We start from the raw sequence: 25,030 nt of genomic DNA, 5'->3' as shown, positions 1-25,030 counted from the left end.
GTTAAACCGGTCTGTAATAATCCATGGATTCTTTTCAAGTGTTAATGCAGTGAATAGAATTTGGAGGAATATGCATGAATGAACTTTTATCGAGTATGAAAAAGTATGTAGATGATGATGAAAAGATTCTGGCTTTTGTGGTAGGGATATTTGAGAAGGATAATTTTATATTATCGTATCAACATGGGGTTTTTGTTGCCACTACTAGACGTCTCCTTTTTTACGGGAAATTTCCGTACTATTCTTCAACATTTAAAGAGTATTCATATTTGTATATAGATAGCATAGATTTTCATCCGTATTTTGAATTTACTTGTAGTCATGAAACCATTCGCGCTAAGTATATTCAGAAAGGGAATGTGGAGCGATTTGTCCGTGCAGTTAGAGCAAATATGAATAATTAATCAACCCTCTGTTTAAACATAATATTTCAATTTTTAAGAGGGAAAATGCGGAATAAAAACCACTTCTAAACCTCTAGGAGATAGTGATACAATGTCAAATGGGGGGAGGGTATGAACTATGGTTAATCAACGTATAAAGGAAATAACACTAATTACAATTGGTTCATTATTATTCGCAATTGGTATTAATTACTTTGCAATTCCAAACCGTTTATCGGAAGGTGGAATTATTGGTTTAACGGTTGTTACGTACTACTTATTTGATTGGTCACCAGGAATTGTGAACTTTGCTATAAATGCAATTTTACTAGCTGTTGGTTATAAATTTTTTGATAAGAAAACAATGATTTATACAATTTTAGGGATTGTAGAAACATCTTTGTTTTTATACGTTACAGAACATATTGAGTATCATGTAAATAGTGATACATTATTAGCAGCTTTATTTGCTGGTTTATTTGTGGGAATTGGATTAGGTTGTATGTTCAAAGCCGGAGGTACATCGGGAGGATCAGCAATCTTAGCTCAGTTAGCAAATCAATATTTAGGTTGGAGTGTAGGTAAAGGCGTACTAATTATTGATATTGTTGTAATTGCTGGTTCTGTATTTATAATAGGGCAAGAAAAGGCGATGTATACACTTGTGGCTGTGTTCATTGGAGCGAAGGTGATTGATTTCATTGTAGAAGGAATGGACACAAAAACGGCTGTTACGATTATTTCGAATCAACCAGATTTAATTCGTGAAGCTATTACGAAAAATATGACACGCGGTGTTACTGTATTAGAAGGGCGCGGCGGATATACTGGTAAAAATAAAGAAGTTTTATATGTTGTTATTAATAAACAAGAGCTTGTTAAGTTAAAACAAGTTATTAGCCGGGTAGATGAAGATGCTTTCGTTGTTATACATGATGTACGTGATGTACTTGGCGGTGGCTTTAAAGCAAGCTAAAAGGTGAACGAGCAAATTCGTTCACCTTTTTTAATTCTTACAAAAATGTAAGTGTAATGTAATGAGATTCAATAGTAGATTTTATTCCCCCTTTTTAAAATGGATGTATATATATCCTGCAGAGGAGGAATGTTTATTATGAAGAAAAAAATGATCACTACTATAATAGCGATGATAGTGATAGTAGTAATGTTACTGCCTACGAAACTTGGACCAGTTATCGATAAATATAATCCATTTTATAAGACGAAAGAATACTATACGGTTGTGAATACAATTGGTCAGCATATTGGTGATGAGTGGTATGAATATGAATTTATTGCATTCGATGAACGTGGTAGAGAGCAGAAAATAAAGAAAACGGTTAAGCATATGTTAAAGAGAGATGAAGCATTAAAGGTTTTTGCAAAAGGACGTTACGGTGAATCGATTGAAGAGATTGAGGTTGCAAATATTCCTATAAATGCGAAGAGCAAACTTTTAACGATGAGATAGTGAAATATACCCCCGGCTATTTTTTGTCGAAAATAAAAATACTGGGTAAGGGTATTTTTGAGATTAACAAAAAAGCCTTAGTCCATATAGAATAAGGCTTTTTTATTATATAAAGGGGAAGGGGGTACATTGTAGTAGCATGGGTGAAAGGTATAAGAAGAGTAGCTACTAGCAATGTAATTTGGTTATGTGAGTGTTCTTCTTATTTGGCTTACTTTCTAACTTTATTGTACGAAATATAAGTAAGGGGAACTATCGAATTACATTACACATAACTTACAAACATGTAAGCCTTCTGTAATGTAATTCGATAGTTAAAAGATAGTAATTTTCATATAGTGTAACTAGAAAGTCTCAATGTATTACTTTCTGTTTGTAATGAAGAATGAAAAACCAACTAATTTTTAATAATCCTCATCTGAATAAAGATGGGGATCCTTTTTTAAACCTTACAACATTGTAAGGTTTACGTAAGTTAATTCGATAGTAAATTTGTCATATTTTTTGCATAATAGATACAGATAGAAAAATAATTAGGGATCTAGTAAGAAGGGAGAAAAATGGGATGCGTAAAGAAGAAGTAGTGAAGTTACCAATTAAAGATTTCTGTAGCTACTTTACTGTTGCCGTAGTGTGTATTGGATTATTTGATATCATAACAAACTTAATTGTTAAATAATATAGATGCTAAAACAAGAAAGGAACTCCTTTCTTGTTTTTTTATGGGGGCATAAAGATGAAATGGATTGATAGTCATATACATGTTGATCAATATAAGGATGAAGAGAAGAGCAGATTACTAAAAGAGGTGGAAAATAGTAAGGAAATAAAGGGGCTTATTGCGGTATCTATGAATTATCAATCTTGTAAGGAAACGTTATCTTTAGCGAAGAAGTATCCCTTTATATATCCAGCGATAGGGTTTCATCCAGAGCAACAGATTCATAAAGAAGAGTGTGAACAGATTTATCAACTTATTGAACAGAACGCAGAGGAAATTGTTGCGATTGGTGAAGTAGGTTTGCCCTATTATTTGAGAAAAGAAGATGAAAGAATTGCTGCAGATCCATACATAGCTGTATTGAAAAAATTTATAGAACTAGCTAGTAAGTATAATTTGCCGATTGTATTACACGCAGTTTATGAAGATGCTGACATTGTATGTGATTTGCTAGAGAAATATAAAGTTTCACGTGCACACTTTCATTGGTTTAAAGGAAGCGATGAAACAATGAAACGGATGATGAGAAATGGTTATTATATTTCGATTACACCGGATGTTTTACATAAGGAGAAGATTAGAAAAATCGTTTCGTATTATCCGCTTGAATATATGATGGTAGAAACAGATGGTCCGTGGGAATTTCAAGAAGATGTTATAACGCACCCAAGAATGATTCGAGAGGTATTAAAGGAAATTAGTTCTATAAAAAACATATCCATTGATAAGGTCGCAGAAACAATATATGAAAATACAAGTCGATTTTATTTGAAAGGATAGGAGAATTATAGTTTTAATCATGTAACGGAAAAAGTAAAAGTTGAATTTATTTAATAAAATGCCACGGTTTGATATAGGACAAAAAACCACCAAGCGTTCCGCTCGGTGGTTTTGTATTAGGATTCTAATTTTTTCGCACGTTTTAATAATAAAAGAAAGACAATGATAACGAACCCTAGCATAAGGAAGAAGCCATATTGCTTTATATAATCAATTATGTCATTCGCACTGGTTGGTTTTTCAACGTGAATGCCGTCTTTATTCGTCGTAATATGAATATCTTTCATTTTTACTTCATTCTTTTCCTTTTGTAAATCAATCCATTCTATATTTGGAATACTTTCTAGATCCTTTAACACTTCTTTTAATGGTTTCGCACCTAAGTAAGGATGATAGAATGCACCAATAACTCCATCGGATAATTTAGAAACAGATAGAGCACGCTCTTTCATTTTAGCAGTAGTTTGTGGCGTATCTTCTTCAATAAATCCGACTGTTTCAGGCAATAGTTTCATTCCATGTAAAAATGATGGAGTACTTGTATAATATGGTGAGTGCATGGATTTCCAAGTTGTATCATTTAACTGTAGTTGTCCTACATAAGTTGAAAAGTACCTTGATAATATTTCATATCCTTTTTGAGACATCGTGTAATGAGGTGCTTCAAAGGCAACAGGATATAGTTTAGCATCTACAAGTTCTTGAATTCCTTTTTCGATATGATCTTTCGTATATTTTTCCTCGAATTCTTCCCCTTTTTTTACATATTGGTTATATGCCTCTATATTTGGAAAGTCATCTTTTGTCTTCGGTTTTTCATGCTTCGGTTGGCGAATTGGTTGATCTGTTTTTACATCCCAAAATTCAAAGCCTTCACCTGTTTCACTGTCATAAAATTGGTGAGTATAACCATGCATAATAATTGCTGCACCATCATCTTGCATAGAGCGTAAAAGATCAACTAGTTCTGGTTTATCTTTTAAATGTATTATCTTTCCTGTATCTGGATCTTTATATACCGGAATAACAGTAATCATGTAAGGCATCTTTTTCTCTTTTAGTAATTCAGCAATTTCTTTCAATTGATTTATATCTGCTGCGGGGTGAACATCCTCAAGGCGTAAATAAGCTTCAACTTTATTTTTCGTTGGTTTTTGGCTGAAATAAGAAAATAACATTTCACCGACGTAATGAGACATCCAGTCAAAGAGGTTAGGTGTTGCAACATAATAAGATGTTTCATGCTGAACGATTAGTGGGTTAGTGTTATTTGAGCTTAAGGCGTTAGCAAGCACAGTTCCATTCGTATCAAATGATTGAATTAATCGTTCCTCCTCTAAGGTATTTTTTAGCTTCTTGTCTGGATATTCAATTTTATTAACTCGTATATCATCACTATTCAAAGTAATGAAAGAAAAACGCTTAGATAATTGTTCAACATTTTGTCCTAATACTAATACAGGGCCGGAGAAGTTTTCTAGAAATTGTTTCGTTTCATCAGAAAACGCTTCTTTTGTTTCACCGATATAAACAATATGTGTATAGGAGGATACGTTATTAATTGAAGTTGCTTCTTTTAAGTTTTTTACGGTTATATCATTTGTAAAATGTCCTAATTGAGTATTAAGGATTTGGACATTATTTGAAAATTTATCGTCTTGTGTACTATACAAAACAAGTACTTTTGGTTTTGATGATGTTTGTGCAGAGGTGTAGGTAGGGATGAGTAGTAAAATGCTGAACAAGAGTGTTAGGCATTTTTTCATTTTGTATGCTCCTATTCTATATATAGAGTTCAGTTTACAATTATATACAATAAATGCGTTATAGTCTATGAAAGTTACATTTTTGTACGTATTTACCAGCTGTTTTTTCACAAAATCGGTCTAAAGCATGATGATAATATGTATAGTTATTTGCTATGATAAAAGAGTAATAGAATGTAGGTAATTGTAAAGGGAAGGCTGAAAGGGGACAAATTTCAGCGGAGAAAGAGGTAGAGGTAGTGAAGAAATTCTTTGTAGGATTTTTAGTTGTTCTTGGAGTATATTTATATTTCCAAGGAAAGTCTGAAGGAATGGATAAGCTAGTGAATGGAACAAGCTATGTTGATTCAGAAGAAGCAAAACAGATGAAACAAATCATTATAGAGGAAGCGAAGAAAGTAAATCTTCCGGAATGGATACCTCTTGCAATTGCTGAGCATGAAAGTCGATTAAATCCAAGAAGTGTTGGAGATAATGGAACTTCATTCGGATTGTTTCAACTACACCGCGGCGGCGGGCTTGCACCAGAGCATTTAACTGATGATGAGCTGAAAGATCCACGTACAAATGCGCAAATTGCAATGCCGCATTTAATGAAAGGATATAAGCGTGGGGTGCAAAAAGGTTTGACTGATTTTGCATTACTGAAATATATAGCGAATACATCTGGATGGCCAGGGAATTTAGGGCCAGAGTGGACGGATAATAACATGAAGTATAACATCGGATTAGAAGATGTGTACTATCGAAATAAAGGTGTAATAAAAGAGTAGGTTTTGATACCTACTCTATTTTTTTTGATAATCGTGTCATTTTGTGAAATACTCCGCTAGTTGTATTTTTACGTCTTCTAGTTTTGTAGAAACTTGCGGTATTTTATATCCTACATACAGCGGTGAAACGACAAACCTAGGAACAACTTTACAAATAATTTTTCCATTTAAGTAATAGAAGAATAAGTTATAACTACTGCATCCTTTATGAAAATCTATCAGTATGTAACGTACAGTTTGCTGAATGTAATTTGCCATTTCATCTATATATGAAATATTATCAATGATTATATTGAATTCAGTGAAGCCAATAATGGGACGCTCTGAAATATTAAGCTCAATGCGTTCATTTTTTTGAACAATTACTCCTTGGAAATTTTCCTCTTTAATATTTTCAAGATAATCTACATATTTCATTCCGATAATTTGCATGTGTGCATGATGCAAACTTCCACCTGAAAATGGACCGTGATTTTTATATAAAATCACAGATGCGAACTCTTCGTTCTTCTGTAAGTGTAACCAATGTTGAATAGAAAATTGCATTAATTTTCTCATATGTTCTTCTGTATATGTTGCGATATGATCTTCGCAATTATCGGTTTCGATTAACACTGTTTGAAATGTATCTTGTAATGTAGGAAATTTATTTTTTAACCAAATAATAGAACCATCAGTTGCTAAAATATCCGTTAATTGTTCTTTATCGCAAAATGGACATGCAGCGCTTCTATTCCGAATACTTTCTGGTTTTTGTTTACCGATATCGTTTAAAAAATATAGTTGTTGTGTATCCATTTGTATATATGCCCCTTTAAAATATGTGTAAAAATCCCGCTTAATACATTCGGGAAAAGGAGAAGGAAATCCTCTAAAGGAATAGGGGAAAAATAAAAGACAAGATATCCTCATTACGATAGGGTACCTTGTCTTTTATTTTTTCTCTAATAGTGTGTATGGATAATATAGAACATTTTCATTATTTTTCTTTTTTCTCTTTTTTATTGTGTATAAGGTAATTGCTGTGCTTGCAATTATAATAATGGCTTTCTTCATATTCATATACCCCTTTTTATTGTTGGTTTAATTCTTGGCTAACTGCTTTTGCATCGACTAAAGCGTGTAAAATCATTTTCACCATGTTCATCATATTTCTTCACTCCTTTTTATAGTTCATTTAGTTCTTTTACAACTGCTTGTCCGTTCACTAATACCTCAAAGATTGCTTTTACGATTTCTTTCATCATGTTTGTTTCCTCCTTTTGTTTGTCTCGCTTGTTTACATCTTTATTGTATAGGGAGGCATCTTTTCGTACTATCGCTTTCCATTACGTGAACATAACAGTTTTGTAAGATTTGATGTCACTTATTGAAATGTTTAGTCTATCTTCATTATTTTCAGAAAAATGACTATTCAAACATGAAATTGGAAAGTATAATAAAGAAGTAAGTATTAAATTCCGTACGAAAGGGGTGAATGAGATGAAACGTTCTTTAGCTGCGCGTGCCAAATTTTTAGATTTTATTTATTTTTGTCGTGCGATTTTTCATGATGTAGTTGTTAACGGGATACGTATGCCCTTTTTTAACAATTGCATAGTGACTATTGAACGATAGAAATCTCTTCACCCATTTTTAATAAACGTGTGAAAAGGGAGCTATTTGGCTTCCTTTTTCTATGCCGAAAACCATGGGGAATGTTTCTTTCTCATGGTTTTTTATATTGAAAGGAGTACGGAAAATGACTATTTGTAGTGTAAATAATGTAATGAAATCTTTTGGTGGAAACATCATATTTGAAAATATATCGCTTGAAATAAAGAATGGTGAACGTGTTGGGTTAGTTGGTCGTAACGGTAGTGGGAAGACAACAATCTTTGGACTTCTAACGGGAAAGGAGAGTTTGGATGCAGGAGCCATCCATATGAAGAAAGGTACACGTATTGGTCATGTCGCACAAATTCCGAAGTTTGATGAGGTTATGACTGTATATGATGTATTGAGTTCTGCTTTTAAAGTAGAAAAGGAATTAGAAAAAGAAATGCATGCTTTAGAAAAAAATATGGCGGTGGAACAGGAACAATCTGCTTTGGAAAAGCTAATGGAGAGGTACGGAGTCATTCAAGAAAAATTTGCATTTCTCGGTGGTTATGAAATCGAGGCAAATATAATGAAGGTAGCAAATGGCTTACAAGTGACAGACTTATTTTCAAGAGTATTTACGGAATTAAGTGGAGGAGAACAGACGAAAGTAAGCCTTGCATATATGCTATTGCAGAAACCAGATTTACTTCTATTAGATGAACCAACAAATCATTTAGATTTATTTGCAGTTGAATGGTTAGAGCAATTTTTAAAAGAATACACTGGAACAGTTATAGTTATTTCACATGATCGCTATTTCCTTGATGAAGTTGTAACGAAAATTTTTGATTTGGAAGATGGAGAGATTCACGTGTACCATACGAATTATTCTCAGTTCGTTGAGGAGAAGGAAGAAAGATTACTTCAAGAGTTTCAAGCTTATCAGGAGCAACAAAAGAAAATAAAGAAAATGAAAGAAGCAATTAAGCGTCTACGTGAATGGGCAAATCAAGCGAACCCTCCGAATGAAGGATTGCATAAAAGAGCGAGAAATATGGAACGTGCGTTAGAACGTATAGAGAAATTAAAGAGGCCAATTTTAGAACGAAAACAGATGGGTCTTCAGTTTGAAGGGCAAGAGAGAAGCGGGAAAGATGTTGTTGTAATGAAAGAAGTGAGTAAAGGTTTTGCTGGACGACCTTTATTTGAACAAGCGAATTTACATGTTCGTTTTCAAGAGCGTGCGGCCATCGTTGGTTGTAATGGTACAGGAAAGACAACGCTACTAAAATTATTATTAGAAGAAATAGAACCAGACGCGGGAGAAATTCGAATTGGTAGTAGTGTGAAAATCGGTTATTTATCCCAGCATGCGTACGGAAATATGAAGAGTAATGTATTAGAGGCTTTTAGAGAATATGTAGCTGTAACAGAGGGAGAAGCGAGACATATATTGGCTAAGTTTTTATTTTATGGTCCAGCGGTGTTTAAGAAAGTAACGCAACTGAGCGGTGGAGAAAAAATGAGGTTAAGACTTGCGCAACTTATGTATCAAGACATCAATTTTCTAATTCTAGATGAGCCGACAAACCATCTTGATATTGAATCAAGGGAAGTTTTAGAGGAAGCCCTTGAGCAATATAATGGAACAATCCTAGCTGTTTCACATGATCGTTATTTTTTAAATAAGTTATTTGAAAAGACGTACTGGATTGATGAATGTAAATTATTTGAGTTTGCAGGAAACTATGCATGGGCTCGTCAAAAATGGGAAGAAAAGCTTGAGAAGCAAGTAATAAAGCAAAAACGCCAAGGGAGAAAGAGTGTTGAAATGGTTCCAGTAAAAGAGAAAAAAGCTAGGAATCTTGAAGAGATTGAAAATGAGTTAATGCATGTAGAAGAAGATATATATGCAATAGAATGTGAAATGGAACATGTAGCTGATGTTGAAAGACTTAAAAAATTATATGAGGAAAAAACGATGAAAGAGTTGTTACGAGCGAAGTTATATAGTGAGTTAGAGAATATTGTGGAGTAAAGAGTAGAAAGCCACTTCCTTTCAGTTTTGTTGGAGGAAGTGGCTTTTTTCATAATGATATTTTGCTTTAAAGATTAAATGAAGCGGTGTGTTTCACGTGAAACAGTAACTTAGATAAATCCGTGTTCCTCAATTTGCATAGTTTGTGAAACATATGAAAATGATAAGGTGAAAAAGAAATGTCATTAGTGGCTTTTCGATAGGAGTAATTACAAAAACAAAGGCTAATTATTTCCCGAGAGATAAAGTGAAACTTTAATCAGTGGGGGTTTTACTGCCCGGCAAATAGCGGAATAAATATGTGTAACAGAGACTAGTGAATGAAAACAAAAAGAGAGCAAAGTTACAGCTTTACGCGCTGAACTCTGCTCTCTTTTTGCGTGGCATCTTCTCTCGTTGAAATTATAATAGCGATCCCGAGCATGATAAAAAAAGCTAAAAAGAGGACGAACTTTGGGAAGAACGGGAATAGTAATAGCGCTCCGACTATCATAATTGTTAATAATACGTAGTGCAGGACGTATTGGAATAGGTTGTCCATATTTTCGCCCCCTTTTTTGTAATTGGTTATTAGTATTCTATGTTTCATGCTGAAGGAATAGAAGTAGATTTTTAAGTTTTAATACGAATTATAGCTGAGTTTTCTTAAAGTATAAATGTAGAGTGATAATTTTGGAAAAATTCTCAAAATATTTATTTAGAAAGAATTGACAAAACATAATGAACGATATAAGCTAATAACCATAAAGTCTACCGGAAAGGTCGGAATAAGGTTGTTACCCCTCAAAAACATCTATTTTTTTACGATTAAAACCGACTTTTCCGATTGGCTATAAATGTTGCTGTGGGAGGCATACATAAGGTAATTCGTTCAGAGGGTATAATCATAAAAAGTTAGGGTGGGGACAATGAAGAAAAAGACAAAAAAATGGGCTGGTGTATTTTCGGTATTAATGAGTAGTTCGCTTGTGTTGTCTGCTTGTGGGGGACAGGAGGATACGGCTTCTACAGAGCCGGTTAAACAGCAGGATTTAAAAAATGTGAAAATTGAAAAGATCGCTGCGACAGATAAAACGAAAGTGCCAGACAAAGCGAAGAATAGAAAAGATACGTTAGTAGTTGGTATTAGTAAGCCAGGCGGCGTATTTTTGCCATACTTCCAACAAAATGGTTGGGATGGAAACGTAACTTCAGTTATTTTTGCATCTCTCGTATCAACCGATAAACAAGGGAAACCAATTCCAGAATTAGCTGAGAAGTGGGACGTTTCTTCTGATCAGTTAACATATACATTCCATTTACGTAAAGATTTGAAATTTAGTGATGGATCGCCATTAACGGCGGATGATGTAGCTTTCACATTGACGCTTTTACATGATAAGGCATATGAAGGTGAAGTAGATATCTCTCAATATGCGGTTAAAGGTGGTAAAGAATATAAGGAAGGAAAAGCAACTTCAATTGAAGGTATTCAAGTTGTTGATCCACAAACAATTAAAATTACAACTGAAAAAGTGAATTCACAAGCTATATTTGTTTTAGGAGGTACAGTACTATCAAAAGCTTATTATGGAAAAGATTATAAGCAAAATACAAGCTTAGATTACTTAAAAGATTTATATGGAAAGCCATTAGCTGCGGGTCCATATAAATTTGAAAAGTATATTCCAGGTCAAGAAGTTCGTTTTGTAGCAAACGAAAATTATTATGCGGGTAAACCAAAAATTCAAAACTTCATTTATAAAATTACTTCTGGTGATACGAAGCTTCAGTTATTCCAAACAGGAGAAGTTGACCATACTGGCTTAGGTACTGGTGATGAGGTTCTTGAACAGGCTAAGGCTTTAGAATTCGCCAATATCCAAATCGAAACAGCACCGTCATTTAGTTATATTTATATGAATAATAATAAGCCTTACTTAAAGGATAAAAAGGTTCGCCAAGCACTTATTTACGGATTAGACCGCAAAAAATATGTTGATACAGCGTTAAAAGGATACGGTACAGTAGCCAATGTACCAATTCATCCAACTTCTTGGGCTTATACGGAAGAAGGAGTTAATAAATACGAATACGATAAAGAAAAAGCGAAAAAATTATTAGATGAAGCAGGGTGGAAAGTTGGTTCGGATGGAATTCGTGAAAAAGATGGTCAAAAATTAAAACTTTCTTATTTCGGTCCAAGTTCGGCTAAAGATAGTGATTTATTAATTCCGATTGCGAAAGAGAATTATAAAGAAATAGGTGTAGAGTTTAATCCTGAATTTATGGACTTTAATACGATGCTTTCTAAGGTAAACAAAGGGGATTATGATTTAGCTTCTGTTTCGACACCGATTACAAGTGATCCGAGTGAAACAGCTGGTGAATATTTGTCTACTGCAAATGAAACTAGTCTTGGTTATAAGAATGCAAAAGTAGATGAGCTAATTCAAAAAGGTATTGAAACTGTAGATATCGAAAAGCGTAAACCTATTTATAAAGAATTGTATAAAGAATTAAGTGATGATCCACCAGTAATTCTATTAAACTACCGTAGAACAATTACTGGTTATAACGGGAATATAAAAGGAATTGATCCTGAAAAGTACAACAGTATTAGTGCAAACTTACCAGTATTATCATTTGAAAAATAACGATAAGAATGTATAAGTAGAAGACATTTTTTCATTCGGTTAGTAATGTGCCGCTTTGAAAAAATGTTCTTCTATTTTAAGCATAAGATTGGAGAGAAAAAGGGTGAAAACATATATTGTTCGTAGGTTGTTACAAATGATTCCTACACTGCTTGGTACATCAATTATTATCTTCGTCCTGTTCGCACTTCTTCCTGGGGATTATATTGATTCAAACCCGAAAATTACACCGGAAAGAGCAGCTGAACTGAGGGAGTTATATGGGTTGAACAAACCAATTGTTGAGCGTTATTTTCATTGGTTAGGTAATGCATTGCAAGGGGACTTTGGCTTCTCACTTCAATATCAAGAGCCTGTAACGTCATTATTAAATAAATTTATTTGGAATTCCTTTAGTGTAGCAATTATTGCATTGTTTTTTATTTGGCTAATTGCACTTATTATCGGTGTATTCTCGGCGACGAAGCAACATTCTTTATTCGATAAACTTGTAACAATCGGTGTTTTTGCAGCAATGTCATTCCCTTCATTCTTTATCGGTTTGTTTTTAATTAAGGTGTTTGCGGTTGACTTTAAGTTATTACCGATAGGTGGAATGATTGATGTTGGCAGTAATTCAACAGGATTTGCTTACGTGATAGAAGTTGCAAAACATATGATTTTACCAGTATTTATTTTGACACTTCTTGGGGTCGGCTCGCTAACTCGTTATTTTAGAACAAGTATGTTAGAGGTTGTAAGACAAGATTACATACGAACAGCAAGAGCGAAAGGTTTGAAGGAGAAGACGGTTATTTATAAGCATGCATTAAAAAATGCAATTTTACCGGCAATTACGTTATTAGCATTTGAATTACCTGGATTGTTTTCTGGGGCAATTATTATTGAACAAATTTTTAACTGGCCAGGGATTGGTAATATTCAATTAGAAGCATTAAATTTCCGTGACTATACAGTATTGATGGCATTTACGATGTTTCTTTCTTGTTTAACAATCGTTTCAAACTTTTTAGCAGATATCGTATATGCAGTTGTTGATCCAAGAATTCGGTTGAAGTAAGGGGGGAAAGAAATGGAGACTGTTACAGTAATTACAGAAAAAAAAGAAAAAAAGAGAAGAAATGAATCATCACCATGGCGACAAGCTTTTAAAAAGATAAAGAAAAATAAGATGGCACTTGTAGGGTTTTATGCATTAATTTTTATGTTTTTATTTTGTTTTATCGGTCCGTTCTTTTCTCCATATGCATCAGGAAAAATACAAGTTGCGCTCATTAACAAACCACCTAGTTTTTCTCATTGGCTTGGTACAGATCAATTAGGAAGAGATATTTTAACAAGGCTTATGCAAGCGGGACGTATTTCATTAACCATTGGTTTAGCTTCAATGGTTTTATCGGTTATACTTGGAGCTTTATTAGGAGCGATTGCAGGTTTTTATCGTGGTATTGTGGACAATATTATTATGCGACTTGCAGATATTTTAATGTCGATGCCAGGATTACCGTTACTTATTATAATGGGTGCGATTTTATCAGAGTGGAAAGTACCGTCTGATTATCGTTTGTATGTCATTATGATTATTTTAAGTTTAGTAGGTTGGCCAGGGCTTGCACGCCTTGTAAGAGGGCAAATTTTATCACTTAGGGAGCAAGCATTTATGCAAGCTGCGGATGTGTTAGGAATAAAAGATTACCGGAAAATTATATATCACTTAATACCTAATGTTTTACCCATTTTAATTGTCGTATCTACATTAGGTGTTGCAGGTTCTATTTTGGGAGAATCCGCACTAAGTTACTTAGGTCTCGGAGTCGTTCCACCTACACCATCATGGGGGAACATGATTAGCGCAGCTAACTCATTAATCGATTTCCAAAAGCGTCCATGGTTATGGATTCCGCCTGGTTTTGCAATCTTTATAACAGTTGTATCAATTAATTTACTTGGTGATGCACTTCGTGATGCATTAGATCCAAAGATGAGACGGTAGGTGAGGAGATATGAGTAAAGCGGTAATAGAGCTGAAAGATTTACAAACACACTTTCAGACAGAAGAAGGGACAGTAAAAGCTGTGAATCATGTTAGTTTTTCTGTTCGAGAAGGTGAAACTGTTTGTGTTGTAGGTGAATCTGGTTGCGGAAAAAGTGTAACGGCGTTATCTGTTATGGGACTTATTGCTGAATCAGGCAGTGTAGTAGGTGGAGATATTTTATATGAAGGAAAAAGTCTTTTAGGAATGAAAGAGAAAGAGCTTCGTAGTTTACGAGGGAATGATATTGCGATGATTTTCCAAGAACCGATGACATCGCTAAACCCCGTCTTCACTGTAGGAGAGCAAATTGTAGAAACGTTAAGGGAGCATGAATTACTTAGTAAAAATGAAGCATATAAGAAGGCAATTGAGTTAATTCGTAAAGTTGGCATAGCCCGCGCTGATGAAATCGTCCATTCTTATCCGCATGAACTGAGTGGCGGGATGTTACAACGTATTATGATTGCTGTTGCACTTAGTTGTAATCCTAAGTTATTAATTGCGGATGAACCAACAACAGCTCTTGATGTTACTATTCAGGCTCAAATATTGGATCTACTAAGACAAGTGAAAGAAGAATTTAAAACGTCGATTTTATTAATTACACATGACTTAGGTGTCGTAGCGGAAATGGCTGATTATGTTGTCGTTATGTATGGCGGGAAAGTTATTGAAGAAGCCCCAGTACTAGAGATATTCCAAAATCCAAAACATCCTTATACGAAAGGATTATTGAAATCAAAACCAGTAATGGGAAAACGAATAGATAAACTATATTCTATTCCAGGGCAAGTTCCGAATTTAGTTGGTTTAGGTGAGTTTTGCTACTTTAGTGGGCGTTGTGAGCATTGTATGGAAATATGTGGAAAAGAAGCCCCGAATCTAAATGTAAATGATGAAAATCATAAAGTAGCTTGCTGGCTATATGAGGAGCGTGCGGAACAATGATTGAACCATTATTAGAGGTGAAAAATCTAAAGACATATTTTCCAATTAAGGGTGGCGTATTTAGTAGAACAATTGGGCATGTAAAAGCGGTTGATGGAGTAAGTTTTACTATTAATAAAGGTGAAGTGTTTGGTCTCGTTGGCGAATCAGGGAGCGGAAAAACAACAATAGGAAAAACAATTTTACGCCTCGTTCAAAAAACGGAGGGAGAAGTGAAGTTTAAAGGGAAAGATGTTCATTCTTTATCCAAGGATGAATTAAGAAAACATCGCCCTAATATGCAGCTCGTTTTCCAAGATCCATTTAGCTCATTAAATCCGAGAATGAGAATTGGAGAAGCGCTTGGAGAGCCAATGTTGGCCCACGGATTAGCGACGAAAGAAAATGTTCGTGAAAAGGTAATTGAAGTATTGGAGTTATGTGGGTTAGCTCCTTATCATATTGACCGGTATCCCCATGAGTTTTCTGGTGGACAACGTCAGCGTATCGTAATCGCAAGAGCTATGGTATTAAATCCGGAATTTATTGTAGCTGATGAACCTGTGGCGGCACTAGATGTATCTATCCAAGCACAAATTATTAATTTATTTAGTGAGTTACAAGAGAAAAAGGGATTATCTTATTTATTCATTTCGCATGATTTAAGTGTAGTAGAACATTTATGTACGAAAATCGGAATTATGTATTTAGGTACGATTGTGGAGACAGCACCGCGTGATGAGTTATTTACCAATCCGCTACATCCTTATACGAAAGCATTGTTATCAGCTGTTCCAATACCAGATCCAACAGTGAAGCGAGAGCGAATTATACTAGAAGGGGATATTCCAAGTCCAGCAAATCCACCTTCGGGCTGTCGTTTTCATACACGTTGCCCATTTGCGACGGATGTTTGTAAAAAAATAGTACCAGAATTCCATAATGTTGGTGCAGAGCATTTTGTTGCTTGTCATCACGTATAAAAAAGGACTCTTTCAAATTGAAAGAGTCCTTTTTTTATTTAATAGATGAAGTTTGTTTCAATACAAATTGCTCGATTGCGTGAGCAACACCATGTTCATTGTTTGTTAGTGTTACAACATCACATAGCTTTTTTACATCTTCTTCAGCGTTGCCCATTGCAACAGATAAGCCTGCTACTTCTAACATCGGTACATCATTAAAATTATCACCAATAGCAACTGTATCTTCAATAGGGATATTAAAATGAGCTGCCATCTGCTGTATCCCGTTTCCTTTATGTCCATTCTTATCCATAATTTCTAAGTTAGTAGGAGCCGATGCTGTAACCATAATATCAGCATCTTCTTGTAATATACTTAATAGTTGTGCGCGATGCGCTGCATTAAACGTTAAAATGAAGAATTTAGATATTTCTAGTTCTTGGTTATTTACAACATCTTCTATTTTTTTGAAATCAGTAATTAGGTTCGATTTCTTTTGCTTTTCTGTAATTCGTTCAAGTTCCTCTAATGTAACATCAAGCGCATGCTTATTTTCTTCGAATGCTTGCATCACTTGATCTTGCCATGTATATGGAGAATAAACTCCTTTATTCGTATATAGCTTATATGGGAAACCTTCAGATTCTAGTAATTTTGCAAGTTTGTACACTTTGTCGTTTTGTATACAACGCGAGTTAATTACTTTTCCATCCACATAAACAATAGCCCCATTGCTTGCTCCGACTGGAAGAGATAATTTATATTCTTCCAATAGCTTTAAAGCATCCTCTTTCGCACGACCAGAACAGATCATTACAATATGACCAGCTTCTTGTGCAGTTTGGATTGCTTGTAGGTTTTCTTTGGAGATTTCAAGATTAGATGATAGTAGTGTACCATCCATATCTAATGCGATTAATTTCAAAATGACCACCTCTTTGTTTTTATTATACATAGTTATATAGAGGAAACATATAAACTTATCTTGGAAAGACGGTATTTTATCTCATATTAAAAGTAAGTAAAGATTAGATAGGTTTAGTGTCACTAAATAAACGATTTGTAACAAAAATAGAGAGGGATATGACGACATTTCACTTTATGACTGTAATGTTACACGAATGTTACAAACGTGAACTAAGTGAAAAACGCATTAAATAAAGGTTTTTGAGGGTTATTATAAAAAAACGTAAAAAAAGTGTAATAAATTTTACGTAATTATATTGCAACGTAATAATAGTTATGTTACATTAATGTTACAAACGTTACGTTATCAAATTTAATGTAACGTTAACATAAAAACTATGAAATAAACATTTCTTAGAAATTACATATAGATAACTTATAAAAAGGGAGGATAAATGATATGAAAGAGCAAGTATTACAAGTAACAAAAGGTGATTTCGTAGGATCAGCAAGTGGAGCGGTAGTATTAACAGCATTAATCGTATTTCTATCAAGCGTATTAGTATAATAGAAGCTTTGTAACAAAAGAAAAGGAAGGGAGGATAAATGATATGAAAGAGCAAGTATTACAAGTAACAAAAGGTGATTTCGTAGGATCAGCAAGTGGAGCGGTAGTATTAACAGCGTTAATCGTATTTCTATCAAGCGTATTAGTATAATAGAAGCTTTGTAACAAAAGAAAAGGAAGGGAGAATGAAAGATATGAAAGAGCAAGTATTACAAGTAACAAAAGGTGACTTCGTAGGATCAGCAAGTGGAGCAGTAGTATTAACAGCGTTAATCGTATTTCTATCAAGCGTATTAGTATAATAGAAGCTTTGTAACAAAAGAAAAGGAAGGGAGAATGAAAGATATGAAAGAGCAAGTATTACAAGTAACAAAAGGTGACTTCGTAGGATCAGCAAGTGGAGCGGTAGTATTAACAGCATTAATCGTATTTTTATCAAGTGTATTAGTATAATAGAAGTTTTAAATCAAACAAAAAAGGAAGGAGAATGAGGGATATGAACAGTGAACAAGTGTTTCAAGTAACAAAAATAGATTTATTAGGATCCTTAGGTGGAGCGGTAATATTAACATCATTTATTCTATTCCTTGCAAATGTATTAGTATGAGATATATAAATACAATCATTCAAAAAAAATAAAGACTCTAACGTATTAGTAAGTAGTTAATATGTTGGAGTCTTTTTTATATTCTTCTTATATCCCCTCAAGTATTAAAGTTACCTCATTATCCAGCATGCATGGCTAATTAAACGTTGCGGTTGAAACTTGATTCAACGAATAATCAAAAATCCACTGAATAAAATCCCGCTTTATTTCAAAGAGAAAAAAGTCGAATTTTATATGTAAGAAAAAAAGAGGAATTTGACAGAAAAGATAGAAAATTTTAAAGGTCAGAATTTGTTAGCTTGCTAACTAATTTCTATTAATTAACGTTGGAAGCGTTTTCGGTTGGTTTTAAGTATGGACCATTTAATCTATTTACAGGGGGATGAAGATATTATGAAACAAAAATCTATGGATACGCTAGCTGCACAAATGGAGGACTTTTTTCCAGTACGTGATGTAGATCATTTGGAATTTTACGTAGGGAATGCAAAGCAATCGAGTTATTATCTTGCGAGAGCGTTCGGATTCAAAATTGTGGCTTACTCTGGATTAGAAACTGGAAACCGTGAAAAGGTATCTTATGTTCTTGTGCAAAAAAATATGCGTTTCGTTGTGTCTGGAGCTTTAAGTAGTGAAAATCGTATTGCAGAGTTTGTAAAGACTCATGGTGATGGCGTGAAGGATGTGGCACTACTTGTTGATGATGTTGATAAAGCATACTCAGAAGCAGTGAAACGTGGTGCCGTCGCAATTGCTCCACCGCAGGAATTAACAGATGAGGACGGTACATTGAAAAAAGCAGTTATTGGTACGTATGGTGATACAATTCATACGCTTGTAGAGCGTAAAAATTATAAAGGGGCATTTATGCCAGGATTCCAAAAGGTAGAATTTAATATTCCATTTGAAGAGTCTGGTTTAATTGCTGTTGATCATGTAGTTGGTAATGTTGAAAAAATGGAAGAGTGGGTTAGTTATTACGAGAATGTTATGGGCTTTAAACAAATGATTCATTTTGATGATGACGATATTAGTACAGAGTATTCGGCGTTAATGTCGAAAGTTATGACGAATGGAAGTCGTATTAAGTTTCCTATTAACGAACCAGCAGACGGAAAGAGAAAGTCACAAATTCAAGAGTATCTAGAATTCTATAATGGAGCTGGTGTACAACATCTTGCTTTATTAACAAGTGATATTGTTAAAACAGTTGAAGCGCTTCGTGCAAATGGGGTGGAGTTTTTAGATACACCTGATACTTATTATGATGAGTTAACTGCACGAGTTGGAAAAATCGATGAAGAAATTGATAAGTTAAAAGAATTAAAGATTTTAGTAGATCGTGATGATGAAGGTTACTTACTACAAATCTTTACGAAACCAATTGTAGATCGCCCGACTTTATTTATTGAAATCATTCAACGTAAAGGTTCTCGTGGATTTGGTGAAGGAAACTTTAAAGCGTTATTCGAATCAATTGAAAGAGAACAAGAGCGTCGCGGAAACTTATAAGATTTATATCCACCAGCAAAAGTCCCTTTGCTGGTGGAAATTTCATTTTTATAAGGAGGAATCAGGATGAAATTTGTTACATTTTGTCTTCCTTCAAAAGAACTACGGGCTGGATGGCTTGAAGGTGACAAAGTAATAGATATGAATCTTGCTAGTGAAGGGAAAATCCCTTCTTCTATGATGGCTTTTTTAGAGAAAGCGGATGAGTATGTAGAAGTAGTGCGGAATATTAAGAATCCAAATAAGGGTATATATGCTTTAGAAGAAGTACAATTGACAGCTGCTCTTCCTAATCCGAGTAGTATTCGAGATTTTTACGCATTTGAACAACATGTAAAAACAGCTCGCGGACGAAGAGGATTAGATGTTGTGCCCGAATGGTATGATATTCCGGTTTTTTATTTTACTAATCATCGTGCTGTAATTGGTTCCGGTGATTTTGTAATTGGTCCGAAAAAGTCTAAAAAGCTTGATTATGAGTTGGAGATTGCTTGCGTAATGGGAAAAGAAGGGCGAAATATTTCTCGTGAGCAAGCAGAGGAATATATTTTTGGTTATTGTATTATGAACGACTGGAGTGCGAGAGACTTACAAGCAACAGAAATGAAAGTAGGTCTCGGTCCAGCGAAAGGAAAAGACTTTGCAACTTCTTTAGGAGCACATCTTGTTACGAAAGAGGAATTAGACGTTTATCGTAATGGTGATCGATATAATTTAGAAATGACTGCTCATGTAAATGGAAAACTATTATCAAAAGGAAACTTCCAAGATATTTATTATACATTTGCTGAAATGATTGAACGTGCTTCAGAGGACGTTACGTTATATCCAGGAGATGTGATTGGTTCTGGGACAGTAGGAACAGGATGTATTTTAGAACTGGGTACAGAAGAGTGGCTACAAGATGGAGATGTTGTAGAACTGTCGATTACTGGTTTAGGTACACTACGTAATACGATCAAAAAAGAAAAGGAAGCGGGTGATGGGCATGTTTTATCGTCACATGGGAGAACTACCTCATAAACGACATGTACAATTTCGTAAAAAAGATGGATCGCTTTATCGTGAACAGGTAATGGGAACAAAAGGTTTTTCTGGTACGCAGTCTATTTTGTATCATCATTATATGCCAACAGAAGTAGGTCATTCTGCATTATCGCATTCTTGTCAGTTGCAGTATGAAGAGGATGTTGCTCTTTCTCATCGCCACTTTCGAACGAAAGAAAGTAAAAAAAGTGGTGATGCAATAAGTGGACGGAATTTCATACTTGGAAATGAAGATTTATTAATTGGAGTAGTGAGTCCAACAGAAAAAATGGATTATTTCTATCGTAATGGTGATGGCGACGAAATGTTATTTGTTCATTATGGAACAGGGAAAATTGAAACGATGTTTGGAACGATTCACTATAGAAAAGGCGACTATGTAACGATCCCAATTGGAACGATTTATCGTGTTATTCCAGATGAAGGAGAGACTAAGTTTCTTGTTGTAGAGGCGAATAGCCAAATTACAACGCCGCGTCGTTATCGAAATGAATACGGACAATTGTTAGAACATAGTCCGTTTTGTGAAAGAGATCTTCGTGGTCCAGAAAAATTAGAGACATATGATGAAAAAGGCGAGTTTGTCGTAATGACAAAATCAAGAGGCTATATGCATAAACATGTTTTAGGACACCACCCGTTAGATGTTGTGGGATGGGATGGCTATTTATATCCGTGGGTATTTAATGTAGAGGATTTTGAACCAATTACAGGGCGCATTCATCAGCCACCGCCAGTACATCAAACATTTGAAGGACATAATTTTGTTATTTGCTCTTTCGTACCACGTTTATACGATTATCATCCAGAGTCAATTCCGGCACCATATTATCATAGTAATGTTAATAGTGATGAAGTTCTTTACTATGTAGAAGGAAACTTTATGAGTCGCAAAGGTGTGGAAGAAGGTTCTATTACACTTCATCCGAGCGGGATTCCCCATGGACCGCATCCGGGGAAAACAGAGGCAAGTATAGGGAAGAAAGAGACGCTTGAATTAGCTGTTATGATAGACACATTCCGTCCGCTTCGTATTGTAAAACAAGCACATGAAACAGAAGATGAAAAGTATATGTATAGCTGGATTGAACAAGGTTCATATACTGTGAAATAAGTAAAAAGGCATGCTCTCAATAAGGGGGCATGCCTTTTTCACGGAATCGACATGTATAATAATACCAAAAAAATAATGGAAAGATATATAGAAAGAATAATAAGGATTGTGCATATTCAGAAGAATTTCTACTTGTTTCGACAAAAGTATTGACTAGGAAAAGCGTAATGAGTAAAATAAAAAAGCGAATTAAAAATTTTCAGAAAATTTAAAACTTGGAGGAGTGAAAGATGAAGCAAATTTTTCAAAAGAAGCCAATTGCAAAGTTAATGCAAGAAAGTAAGCAAAAAACGTTAGCAAGAACATTGGGCGCGCTAGATTTAACTATGCTTGGAATCGGAGCAATTGTTGGAACTGGTATTTTTGTTCTAACGGGTGTTGTGGCAGCGAAACATTCTGGGCCAGCTATTATATTATCATTTGCGATTGCCGCTCTAGCTTGTGCCTTTGCTGCATTTTGTTATGCTGAATTTGCTTCTTCAGTTCCTGTCTCGGGCAGTGTGTATACGTATACATACGCGACGATGGGGGAAGTATTCGCATTTTTAATTGGCTGGGACTTAATGCTGGAATATTTACTTGCTACATCTGCTGTAGCGAACGGTTGGTCTGCATATTTTCAATCTTTATTAAAGGGGTTTGGAATTCATATTCCGACTATTCTCTCCTCGGCTCCTGGTACAGGTAAGGGTGGAATAATTGATCTACCTGCAGTTCTAATTATTTTAGTGATGACAGTTCTTTTATCTAGGGGTGTTCGTGAAAGTGCACGAGTAAATAACATTATGGTATTTATTAAAATAGCAGTTGTTCTTATTTTTATCTTTGCTGGTTTTAATTATGTGAAACCTGAAAACTGGACGCCTTTTATGCCATTTGGTTTAGATGGTGTAATGGCTGGAGCGGCTACAGTATTCTTCGCATTTATAGGATTTGATGCAGTTTCAACAGCGGCAGAAGAAGTGAAACGTCCGCAACGTGATTTACCAATTGGTATTATTGCATCGTTATTAATTTGTACAGTTCTTTATATCGTTGTTTCGCTTATTTTGACAGGAATTGTTCCATACGGACAGCTAAATATATCAGATCCAGTTGCTTTTGCACTTCAATTTATTGGACAAGATGGTTTAGCGGGGGTAATTTCAGTAGGAGCAATTACAGGGATTACAACAGTAATGCTAGTTATGATGTATGGGCAAGTTCGTGTTTCTTATGCGATGAGCCGAGATGGTTTACTGCCGAAACGTCTTGCTAAAGTTCATCCGAAATTTAAAACGCCATTTTTAAATACATGGACAACGGGAATTATTGCGGCACTGATTTCAGGATTAATAGATTTAAATGTTTTAGCACATCTTGTAAATATGGGGACATTGTCAGCATTTGCACTCGTAGCTGTTGCGGTAATCGTAATGAGAAGAACACATCCAGACTTACCAAGGGCATTTAAGGCTCCGCTTGTACCATTTTTACCAGCATTAACAGTGATCTTCTGTTTATACTTAATGCTTCAATTATCGGGGACAGCATGGATTAGTTTTGGGATATGGATGGTTATTGGTATAGCGGTTTACTTCTTATATAGCCGAAAACATAGTGCTTTAAATAATAGTAAAAAAGAAGAAGATGTTGCAAATTTATAAGTGAAAAAATCCATTCTAATTCTGTTAGAATGGATTTTTTTATTTGAAAATTTACATTTTTCTGAACTTATTATAAGATAATTGTTGGCTAACTAAAGGGGTGAAATGATGAAAAATACGTGGCGTGAGTTAAGGGAGATGGACCGTAACGTATGGATTCGATTTATTGGAGAGACGTTAAATGGAATTGCAATGATGATGTTAATGCCTTTTTTTGCATTATATTTAAAAGATAAGGTAGATTCGTTGTTGGAAGTTGGGGTTATTATGGCGCTTTCTCCAATTGCTGCAAGTTTTGGATCACTTATAGGAGGGAGAATTGCTGACATATATGGAAGAAAGCCTATTATGATATTTTCTATGGCAAGTAATGCATTATTAATGCTCGGTTTTCTATTTATAGAAGGATTTATTCCATATGCAATTTTATCTATTTTTTTAGGGTTGAGTAATTCTTTATTTCATCCAGCTGCATCAGCTATGGTCGCGGATGTAACGGCACCAGAAAAAAGAACAGAGGCATATGGTTTATTACGAATGGGACACAATATAGGTGCTGCGATTGGTCCGATAATGGGAGCATCAGTAGTTGTGTTGTCAAAGAACCTTGTGTTTATTATTGCCTCTTCTACAATGCTATTTTATGCGTTACTTGTATTACTTCTTATTCAAGAGACGATGCCAAAAAGGACAGATAAGGAAGAACATAAAGAAAAGGAAACTGGGGCAGTTTGGAAAATTGTAATGCGAGATAAGGTACTAATGATTTACTTATTAGCAGGCATTATCATTTCGATGGGGTTTTCTCAAACCGAAGGCATGTTGCCACTACATTTTGATAATGAAATGAAGCATATTTTTGGAACGAATAATCCATATCCATATTTAATGGCGTTAAACGGACTATTAGTTGTTTTATTCCAGTTTCAAATTTCAAAATGGGCTACGGATAAACCGGTCGGGAAGACGATGTTATATGGTGCATGTTTATTCGGGATTGGATTATTTTTTATAGGGTGGTTACCGAAGTGGTTTGGAGAATTTAATACAAATGCTACAATTATTTTAATAATACTACTGTTCGTTTATGCTATATATACGTTAGGTGAGATGATTATGTCGCCTGTACAGATGACATTTGTAGCAAATTTGGCCCCTGAGCATTTGAGAGGGACTTATATGGGAGCTGCAAGTTTGCAGTGGATTACAGGAAGCGCATTTGGTCCACTTTTGGGCGGTTTTTTATTAGATCGATTACTTGGTCACTTTCTATTTACAATTTTAGCTGTAGGATGTGTAGTTGCAGGTATTGTATATGTTTCTTTAGATCGCCTTGTGGAGCAAAGGCAAAAAGACACACTAACCAAACAATCTTCTTAGTGAATAGGTGACATACACAAAAAAGGGGATTTCTACATATTTTAGGTACATAACTAGATTAGATTGCCATTTTATTTTGTGTAGTTATATAGAAAATGAAATGAAAAACCAATAAGTGATGTTATTTAATTATTTATGGAAGTTACATTTTATTTCAAATAGGAACTACC

Annotated in this window: 27 protein-coding genes; 22 read left to right on the top strand and 5 right to left on the bottom strand. The window is 34.7% G+C overall.

The window, feature by feature from the left end; all coding sequences use genetic code 11:
• The first annotated feature begins 74 nt into the window (after positions 1 to 74).
• From ACTFN4_RS27500 to ACTFN4_RS27485, 4 genes are all read left to right on the top strand, one after another.
• On the top strand, positions 75 to 404 hold the full coding sequence (locus tag ACTFN4_RS27500; protein ID WP_001004246.1) for a PH domain-containing protein: 330 nt from the start codon (positions 75 to 77) through the stop codon (positions 402 to 404).
• 118 nt (positions 405 to 522) lie between these two features.
• Entirely contained in the window at positions 523 to 1,359 is an 837-nt protein-coding gene (locus tag ACTFN4_RS27495; RefSeq protein WP_000248045.1) for a YitT family protein, read from the top strand.
• Between the two features lie 138 nt (positions 1,360 to 1,497).
• On the top strand, positions 1,498 to 1,854 hold the full coding sequence (locus ACTFN4_RS27490; RefSeq protein ID WP_000728422.1) for a YxeA family protein: 357 nt from the start codon (positions 1,498 to 1,500) through the stop codon (positions 1,852 to 1,854).
• A 736-nt stretch (positions 1,855 to 2,590) separates the two neighbouring features.
• A complete protein-coding gene (locus tag ACTFN4_RS27485; protein ID WP_000871102.1) occupies positions 2,591 to 3,355 on the top strand; it encodes a TatD family hydrolase in 765 nt (254 codons plus the stop codon).
• Positions 3,356 to 3,471: 116 nt separating this feature from the next.
• Here ACTFN4_RS27485 and ACTFN4_RS27480 read toward each other — a convergent pair whose 3' ends face one another.
• Positions 3,472 to 5,121 (bottom strand): DUF2334 domain-containing protein, encoded by a 1,650-nt coding sequence (locus ACTFN4_RS27480; RefSeq protein WP_000710597.1) that lies wholly within the window; start codon positions 5,119 to 5,121, stop codon positions 3,472 to 3,474.
• 239 nt (positions 5,122 to 5,360) lie between these two features.
• Between ACTFN4_RS27480 and ACTFN4_RS27475 the strand changes: the two genes are divergently transcribed.
• On the top strand, positions 5,361 to 5,894 hold the full coding sequence (locus ACTFN4_RS27475) for a transglycosylase SLT domain-containing protein (protein WP_000713249.1): 534 nt from the start codon (positions 5,361 to 5,363) through the stop codon (positions 5,892 to 5,894).
• A 36-nt stretch (positions 5,895 to 5,930) separates the two neighbouring features.
• Here ACTFN4_RS27475 and ACTFN4_RS27470 read toward each other — a convergent pair whose 3' ends face one another.
• Together ACTFN4_RS27470 and ACTFN4_RS27465 are read right to left on the bottom strand one after the other, a co-directional pair.
• Positions 5,931 to 6,692 carry a DUF4931 domain-containing protein gene (locus ACTFN4_RS27470; RefSeq protein ID WP_033693683.1) on the bottom strand — a complete coding sequence of 254 codons (762 nt, stop codon included), beginning with the start codon at positions 6,690 to 6,692 and terminating at the stop codon, positions 5,931 to 5,933.
• A gap of 135 nt (positions 6,693 to 6,827) precedes the next feature.
• On the bottom strand, positions 6,828 to 6,956 hold the full coding sequence (locus ACTFN4_RS27465; protein WP_002023099.1) for a hypothetical protein: 129 nt from the start codon (positions 6,954 to 6,956) through the stop codon (positions 6,828 to 6,830).
• Positions 6,957 to 7,376: 420 nt separating this feature from the next.
• On the opposite strand from ACTFN4_RS27465, the gene ACTFN4_RS27460 reads away from it, so the two are divergent.
• Both ACTFN4_RS27460 and abc-f read left to right on the top strand, forming a co-directional pair.
• Positions 7,377 to 7,511: an RAxF-45 family protein gene (locus ACTFN4_RS27460; protein ID WP_000830643.1), complete on the top strand. Its 135-nt coding sequence runs from the start codon at positions 7,377 to 7,379 to the stop codon at positions 7,509 to 7,511.
• Between the two features lie 73 nt (positions 7,512 to 7,584).
• Positions 7,585 to 9,516: a ribosomal protection-like ABC-F family protein gene (gene abc-f / locus ACTFN4_RS27455; RefSeq protein WP_439963107.1), complete on the top strand. Its 1,932-nt coding sequence runs from the start codon at positions 7,585 to 7,587 to the stop codon at positions 9,514 to 9,516.
• 343 nt (positions 9,517 to 9,859) lie between these two features.
• Here the strand turns inward: abc-f and ACTFN4_RS27450 are convergent, their stop codons facing one another.
• Positions 9,860 to 10,057, bottom strand: coding sequence for a hypothetical protein (locus ACTFN4_RS27450; protein WP_000369254.1), 198 nt, complete (start codon positions 10,055 to 10,057; stop codon positions 9,860 to 9,862).
• A gap of 367 nt (positions 10,058 to 10,424) precedes the next feature.
• Here ACTFN4_RS27450 and ACTFN4_RS27445 point away from each other — a divergent pair, with 367 nt between their 5' ends.
• From ACTFN4_RS27445 to ACTFN4_RS27425, 5 genes are all read left to right on the top strand, one after another.
• The gene (locus ACTFN4_RS27445; protein ID WP_061456692.1) at positions 10,425 to 12,152 is read left to right on the top strand and encodes an ABC transporter substrate-binding protein; all 1,728 of its coding nucleotides are present in this window, start codon (positions 10,425 to 10,427) and stop codon (positions 12,150 to 12,152) included.
• A gap of 103 nt (positions 12,153 to 12,255) precedes the next feature.
• Entirely contained in the window at positions 12,256 to 13,212 is a 957-nt protein-coding gene (locus ACTFN4_RS27440) for an ABC transporter permease (protein ID WP_000860748.1), read from the top strand.
• A gap of 12 nt (positions 13,213 to 13,224) precedes the next feature.
• Positions 13,225 to 14,145, top strand: coding sequence for an oligopeptide ABC transporter permease (gene opp4C / locus ACTFN4_RS27435; protein ID WP_000451077.1), 921 nt, complete (start codon positions 13,225 to 13,227; stop codon positions 14,143 to 14,145).
• A 10-nt stretch (positions 14,146 to 14,155) separates the two neighbouring features.
• Positions 14,156 to 15,136 (top strand): ABC transporter ATP-binding protein, encoded by a 981-nt coding sequence (locus tag ACTFN4_RS27430; RefSeq protein WP_173601048.1) that lies wholly within the window; start codon positions 14,156 to 14,158, stop codon positions 15,134 to 15,136.
• On the top strand, positions 15,133 to 16,098 hold the full coding sequence (locus ACTFN4_RS27425; protein WP_000572377.1) for an ABC transporter ATP-binding protein: 966 nt from the start codon (positions 15,133 to 15,135) through the stop codon (positions 16,096 to 16,098). The genes ACTFN4_RS27430 and ACTFN4_RS27425 overlap by 4 nt, the downstream gene beginning before the upstream one ends.
• Before the next feature lie 34 nt (positions 16,099 to 16,132).
• On the opposite strand, the gene ACTFN4_RS27420 is transcribed toward ACTFN4_RS27425, so the two are convergent.
• Positions 16,133 to 17,005, bottom strand: a complete 873-nt coding sequence (locus ACTFN4_RS27420; protein ID WP_000766420.1) for a Cof-type HAD-IIB family hydrolase — start codon at positions 17,003 to 17,005, stop codon at positions 16,133 to 16,135.
• A 441-nt stretch (positions 17,006 to 17,446) separates the two neighbouring features.
• Here ACTFN4_RS27420 and ACTFN4_RS27415 point away from each other — a divergent pair, with 441 nt between their 5' ends.
• From ACTFN4_RS27415 to ACTFN4_RS27370, 10 genes are all read left to right on the top strand, one after another.
• Positions 17,447 to 17,554, top strand: coding sequence for a DUF3948 family protein (locus ACTFN4_RS27415; RefSeq protein WP_000664237.1), 108 nt, complete (start codon positions 17,447 to 17,449; stop codon positions 17,552 to 17,554).
• Between the two features lie 43 nt (positions 17,555 to 17,597).
• Positions 17,598 to 17,705 carry a DUF3948 family protein gene (locus ACTFN4_RS27410; protein WP_000664237.1) on the top strand — a complete coding sequence of 36 codons (108 nt, stop codon included), beginning with the start codon at positions 17,598 to 17,600 and terminating at the stop codon, positions 17,703 to 17,705.
• Positions 17,706 to 17,739: 34 nt separating this feature from the next.
• Entirely contained in the window at positions 17,740 to 17,856 is a 117-nt protein-coding gene (locus tag ACTFN4_RS27405) for a DUF3948 family protein (protein ID WP_000654250.1), read from the top strand.
• Between the two features lie 43 nt (positions 17,857 to 17,899).
• Positions 17,900 to 18,007, top strand: a complete 108-nt coding sequence (locus ACTFN4_RS27400) for a DUF3948 family protein (protein WP_000664237.1) — start codon at positions 17,900 to 17,902, stop codon at positions 18,005 to 18,007.
• A 43-nt stretch (positions 18,008 to 18,050) separates the two neighbouring features.
• Positions 18,051 to 18,161 carry a DUF3948 family protein gene (locus ACTFN4_RS27395; protein WP_001083689.1) on the top strand — a complete coding sequence of 37 codons (111 nt, stop codon included), beginning with the start codon at positions 18,051 to 18,053 and terminating at the stop codon, positions 18,159 to 18,161.
• Positions 18,162 to 18,554: 393 nt separating this feature from the next.
• A complete protein-coding gene (gene hppD, locus ACTFN4_RS27390) occupies positions 18,555 to 19,673 on the top strand; it encodes a 4-hydroxyphenylpyruvate dioxygenase (RefSeq protein WP_000810922.1) in 1,119 nt (372 codons plus the stop codon).
• 66 nt (positions 19,674 to 19,739) lie between these two features.
• On the top strand, positions 19,740 to 20,696 hold the full coding sequence (locus ACTFN4_RS27385; protein ID WP_000673988.1) for a fumarylacetoacetate hydrolase family protein: 957 nt from the start codon (positions 19,740 to 19,742) through the stop codon (positions 20,694 to 20,696).
• The gene (locus tag ACTFN4_RS27380; protein WP_013141710.1) at positions 20,662 to 21,834 is read left to right on the top strand and encodes a homogentisate 1,2-dioxygenase; all 1,173 of its coding nucleotides are present in this window, start codon (positions 20,662 to 20,664) and stop codon (positions 21,832 to 21,834) included. The genes ACTFN4_RS27385 and ACTFN4_RS27380 overlap by 35 nt, the downstream gene beginning before the upstream one ends.
• A 230-nt stretch (positions 21,835 to 22,064) precedes the next feature.
• Entirely contained in the window at positions 22,065 to 23,480 is a 1,416-nt protein-coding gene (locus tag ACTFN4_RS27375; RefSeq protein ID WP_000809361.1) for an amino acid permease, read from the top strand.
• 108 nt (positions 23,481 to 23,588) lie between these two features.
• The gene (locus ACTFN4_RS27370; RefSeq protein ID WP_000799723.1) at positions 23,589 to 24,860 is read left to right on the top strand and encodes an MDR family MFS transporter; all 1,272 of its coding nucleotides are present in this window, start codon (positions 23,589 to 23,591) and stop codon (positions 24,858 to 24,860) included.
• Positions 24,861 to 25,030 lie beyond the last annotated feature (170 nt).

This window comes from Bacillus cereus group sp. MYBK95-2, assembly GCF_051915225.1.
GTDB classification, from domain to species: Bacteria; Bacillota; Bacilli; order Bacillales; family Bacillaceae_G; genus Bacillus_A; species Bacillus_A cereus.
The sequence above is the reverse complement of the archived record's forward strand: the minus strand, read 5'-3'. Positions and strand labels throughout refer to the sequence as shown.